The organism is Erythrobacter sp., from assembly GCF_023653175.1.
Classification (GTDB): domain Bacteria; phylum Pseudomonadota; class Alphaproteobacteria; order Sphingomonadales; family Sphingomonadaceae; genus Erythrobacter.
Genome location: NZ_JAMNXL010000243.1, coordinates 1 through 4,438, shown reverse-complemented (window position 1 = coordinate 4,438; position 4,438 = coordinate 1). Strand labels below are relative to the sequence as shown.

Below are 4,438 nucleotides of genomic sequence, written 5' to 3'. Positions count from 1 at the left end.
GGCAGGCGCATGGTGATCGTCATGGGCATGGGCATGGGCATGATCGCCGTGGCCATGGTCATCGTGAACCGCGTGCTGGATGTGCTCGGACTGCTCCCAGCGCGGCTTGCCCCAGAAGGTCAGGAACATCAGGCGCCACGAGTAGAAGCTGGTCAGCAGCGCAGCGATCGCGCCTGCCCAGAAGGCAAACTGCCCCGCCCCATTGTGGCGCGCATAGGCCGCCTCGAGGATCGCGTCCTTCGAGTAGAAGCCCGCAAAGCCGAATACGCCGAGGATGCCGACGCCGGTGATCGCCAGCGTGCCCATCATCATCGCCCAGAAGGTGAGCGGGATGTGCTTACGAAGGCCGCCGTAATAGCGCATGTCCTGCTCGTGGTGCATCGCGTGGATCACCGAGCCCGCGCCAAGGAACAGCAGCGCCTTGAAGAAGGCGTGGGTGAAGAGGTGGAACATCGCCGCCCCGTAAGCGCCCACCCCTGCGGCAAAGAACATGTAGCCCAGCTGCGAGCAGGTCGAATAGGCGATCACCCGCTTGATGTCCCACTGCGTCGTGCCGATGGTCGCTGCGAAGAAGCAGGTCGCAGCGCCCACGATGGTGACGATGGTCAGCGCGGTCGGCGCGGTCTCGAACATCGGCGAAAGCCGGCACAGCATGAACACGCCCGCGGTGACCATGGTCGCGGCGTGGATCAGCGCGGAGACCGGAGTCGGCCCCTCCATCGCGTCGGGCAGCCAGGTGTGGAGGCCCAGCTGCGCGCTTTTGCCCATCGCGCCGATGAACAGGAGGATGCACAGGATGTCCATCGTGTAGAGGCGCATGCCGACGAAGGTGATCGTCGATCCGCTCATCGCCGGAGCAGCCGCGAGGATCTCGGGGATTGAGGTGGTCTGGAACACCAGATAGGTGCCGAAGATGCCGAGCATGAAGCCGAGGTCACCCACACGGTTGACCACGAAGGCCTTGATCGCCGCCGCGCCCGCGCTGGGCTTCTTGAACCAGAAACCGATCAACAGATAGGAGGCAAGGCCCACACCTTCCCAACCGAAGAACATCTGGACGAGGTTGTCGGCGGTCACCAGCATCAGCATCGCGAAGGTGAACAGCGAGAGGTAGGCAAAGAACCGCGGCTGATCCGGGTCTTCTTCCATATACCCCCACGAATAGAGGTGCACGAGCGCCGAGACCGAGTTGATCACGACCAGCATGATCGCGGTCATGGTGTCGACCCGGAGCGCCCAGTCGAAGTTCAGCGAGCCGCTCTGCACCCACTTGAGCACCGGCACGACTTCCGCCGTGGCCGTGCCGCCGAGGAAGCCGAGGAAAATCGGCCAGCTGAGGCCTGCGGCAAGGAACAGCCCGGCGGTCGTCACGCTCTTGGCCGCGACATTGCCGATCATGCGGTTGCCCAAGCCAGCGATCAGGGCAGCGGCCAGCGGCGCGAAGACGATGATGAGGATCTGCGTGGACACGCGCGCTTACCCCTTCATCCGGTTGATATCGTCAACCGCGATCGAGCCGCGGGTGCGGAAATAGATCACGAGGATCGCGAGGCCAATGGCCGCTTCCGCCGCTGCGACCGTCAGCACCAGCATGGCGAAGACCTGACCGGTCAGATCGTTCAGGAAGGCGCTGAAGGCGACGAGGTTCAGGTTCACCGCCAACAGGATCAGCTCGACCGCCATCAGGATGACGATCACGTTCTTGCGGTTGAGGAAGATCCCCAAGACGCCGAGCACGAACAGGATCGCGCCGACAACGAGGTAATGTTCGATCCCGATCACAGCTCGATCCCCTGCCCGATCTCCGGGTTTTTCATGACGGTTGCATCTTCCGGACGGCGGCGGATCTGCTTGCCGACATCCTGCCGCGCGCGCGCTCCCGGCTTGGGCGGCTGGAAGGTCAGCACGATCGCGCCGATCATCGCCACCAGAAGGATGATCCCGGCGATCTCGAAGAGGATGATGTAGCGCCCGTAGAGCAGCGCGCCCAAGGCCTCGATGTTACTGGTGTCGGCGGCCTGCACCGCATCGCCTGCCGCTGTGCCGAGGGTCAGCCCGCCCGCGTTGTATGCCCCCACCGCCAGCAGCAGCTCGGCCAGCAGCACAGCGGCGATCAGCAGGCCGAGCGGCGCGTTGCGGCTGAAGCCTGCGCGCATCGCGGCAAAGTCGATGTCGAGCATCATGACGACAAACAGGAACAGCACCGCGACCGCCCCCACATAGACGATCACCAGCAGCATCGCGATGAACTCGGCGCCGAGCAGCACCATCAGGCCGGCCGCGTTGAAGAACGCAAGGATCAGCCACAGCACCGAGTGCACGGGATTGCGCGCCATCACGACCATGACGGCGCTTGCGACAACGATCGTCGCGAAGAAATAAAAGGCGATGGCCTGTATCATGATGCGTCTCCGCCGATCCGCGAGCCCCGGCTTGTCGCCAGAGTCCAGAAAGCGGCATTTGATCCCTTAGTCCAAGTCTCAGGTCCCGGCAGGACGCCGTTACCCTTTATGCAATTGACCCCGTTTCCCTCGTCGCCGCGCGCCCTAGCGGTAGGGGGCGTCGGCTTCAAGGTTGGCCGCGATGGCCCTTTCCCATTTGTCACCATTCGCGAGCAGCTTGGCCTTGTCGTACAAGAGCTCCTCGCGGGTTTCGGTCGAATATTCGAAGTTCGGCCCCTCGACGATCGCATCGACCGGGCAGGCTTCCTGGCAGAAGCCGCAGAAGATGCACTTGGTCATGTCGATGTCGTAGCGCGTGGTGCGGCGGCTGCCGTCCTCGCGCGGTTCGCTCTCGATGGTGATCGCCTGAGCGGGGCACACGGCCTCGCACAGCTTGCACGCGATGCAGCGTTCCTCGCCGTTGGGATAGCGCCGCAGCGCATGCTCGCCGCGGAACCGGGGCGAGAGCGGGGCTTTCTCGAAGGGGTAGTTGATCGTCACCTTGGGCTTGAAGAAATACTTCAGCGTCAAGGCATGCGCCTTGAGGAATTCCCAGAGGGTGAAGCTCTTGATGAGGTGGGAGACTGTGGTCATGATCCCTGCTCTTTCGGCGAAAAGTCGGCCTTGCACAGCCCGGCGGCGTCATAGCGATAGGGCTCATAGGCCGCGCTATCGCCGCCTCTGTTCCAGCTATCGTCGTAGACCGTGACATGGGCCACCGAAGTGCCCTCGCGGCGCAGTTTCAGATTGATAACGTAGAGCGCGGTGCCGACCCGGCGGGATATCTGGTAGTCGCGATACCAGTCGCTAGCATCGCTCGGCGTCATCGATGCTCGCCCGGCCAGGGGACTTCCCGTTGCACTTTCCAGCGACATGATGAAGCTCGCATTGGGCAAGTGCCCCTTGGGCGCGACGGGAATGAGGCCCCTGAGATCGAAGCTCTCCGCCGCAGTGCCATCGCCATTGGCGCGCGCAAGACTGCAGGCGAAAGCCGTCGCCGGGATTTCCGGCTGCGGCCGCGTATCGAGCGTTTCGATCATGGCCTGCGCCATCAGCACCACGCCGATCATCCGAAATGCCCCGTCGCCATCAGATAGCCGCTGGTCACCGTGACAAACACGAGGCTCATCGGCAGGAACACCTTCCACCCGAGGCGCATCAGCTGGTCGTAGCGGTAGCGCGGCACGGTCGCCCAGATCCAGCTGAACATGAAGAAGAACATGAAGGTCTTGAGCAGGAACCAGATGATCCCCGGCACCATGTAGAGCACCGGAATGTCGAGCGGCGGCAGCCACCCGCCCCAGAACAGCAGCGTGTTGAGCGAGCACATCAACAGGATGTTGGCATACTCGCCGAGCCAGAACAGCGCGAAGCTCATCGAGGAATATTCGGTCTGGTAGCCCGCGACGAGCTCGCTCTCCGCCTCGGTCAGGTCAAACGGCGCGCGCGCGGTTTCGGCCAGCGAGGAGATGAAAAACACCACCCACATCGGGAACAATAGAGGGTGCACCACATAGGCATTGATCAGACCAAGCCCGAAGCCGCGCTGCTCATTGACGATTCCGCTGAGGTTGAAGGTCCCCGCAAACAGCACCACGCACACCAAAACGAAGCCGATCGAGACTTCGTAGGAAATCATTTGCGCCGAGGCGCGCATCGCCGAGAAGAACGGGTATTTGGAGTTCGACGCCCAACCGCTCATCACCACGCCGTATACCCCCATCGAGGAGATCGCGAGGATGTAGAGCAGGCCGACATTGATGTCCGACAACACCACGCCCGCGTCAAACGGGATCACCGCCCAGGCCGCGAGCGCGACGGTGAAAGTGATGATCGGCGCGAGCAGGAAGATGCCCTTGTTCGCGGCGGAGGGGATGATGGTTTCCTGAAGGAACACCTTGAGCCCGTCGGCGAAGGACTGGAGCAGACCGAAAGGCCCGACCACATTGGGCCCGCGCCGCATCATGATCGCGCCCAGCACCTTGCGGTCGACATAG

At 62.9% G+C, this 4,438-nt stretch carries 6 protein-coding genes; all 6 read right to left on the bottom strand.

The window, feature by feature from the left end:
- Positions 1 to 1,470: NADH-quinone oxidoreductase subunit L (gene nuoL, locus NBV68_RS18125; protein WP_296312657.1), on the bottom strand; the 1,470-nt coding region annotated here is incomplete at its 3' end.
- A gap of 6 nt (positions 1,471 to 1,476) precedes the next feature.
- Positions 1,477 to 1,782 carry an NADH-quinone oxidoreductase subunit NuoK gene (gene nuoK / locus NBV68_RS18120; RefSeq protein WP_296312654.1) on the bottom strand — a complete coding sequence of 102 codons (306 nt, stop codon included), beginning with the start codon at positions 1,780 to 1,782 and terminating at the stop codon, positions 1,477 to 1,479.
- On the bottom strand, positions 1,779 to 2,402 hold the full coding sequence (locus tag NBV68_RS18115) for an NADH-quinone oxidoreductase subunit J (RefSeq protein ID WP_296312650.1): 624 nt from the start codon (positions 2,400 to 2,402) through the stop codon (positions 1,779 to 1,781). The genes nuoK and NBV68_RS18115 overlap by 4 nt, the downstream gene beginning before the upstream one ends.
- A gap of 144 nt (positions 2,403 to 2,546) precedes the next feature.
- Positions 2,547 to 3,035, bottom strand: a complete 489-nt coding sequence (gene nuoI / locus NBV68_RS18110) for an NADH-quinone oxidoreductase subunit NuoI (RefSeq protein WP_086735106.1) — start codon at positions 3,033 to 3,035, stop codon at positions 2,547 to 2,549.
- Positions 3,032 to 3,511, bottom strand: a complete 480-nt coding sequence (locus NBV68_RS18105) for a hypothetical protein (RefSeq protein WP_296312642.1) — start codon at positions 3,509 to 3,511, stop codon at positions 3,032 to 3,034. The genes nuoI and NBV68_RS18105 overlap by 4 nt, the downstream gene beginning before the upstream one ends.
- Positions 3,508 to 4,438, bottom strand: a 931-nt coding sequence (gene nuoH, locus NBV68_RS18100) for an NADH-quinone oxidoreductase subunit NuoH (protein ID WP_296312639.1), incomplete at its 5' end; no start/stop codon positions are given. The genes NBV68_RS18105 and nuoH, both read right to left, overlap by 4 nt.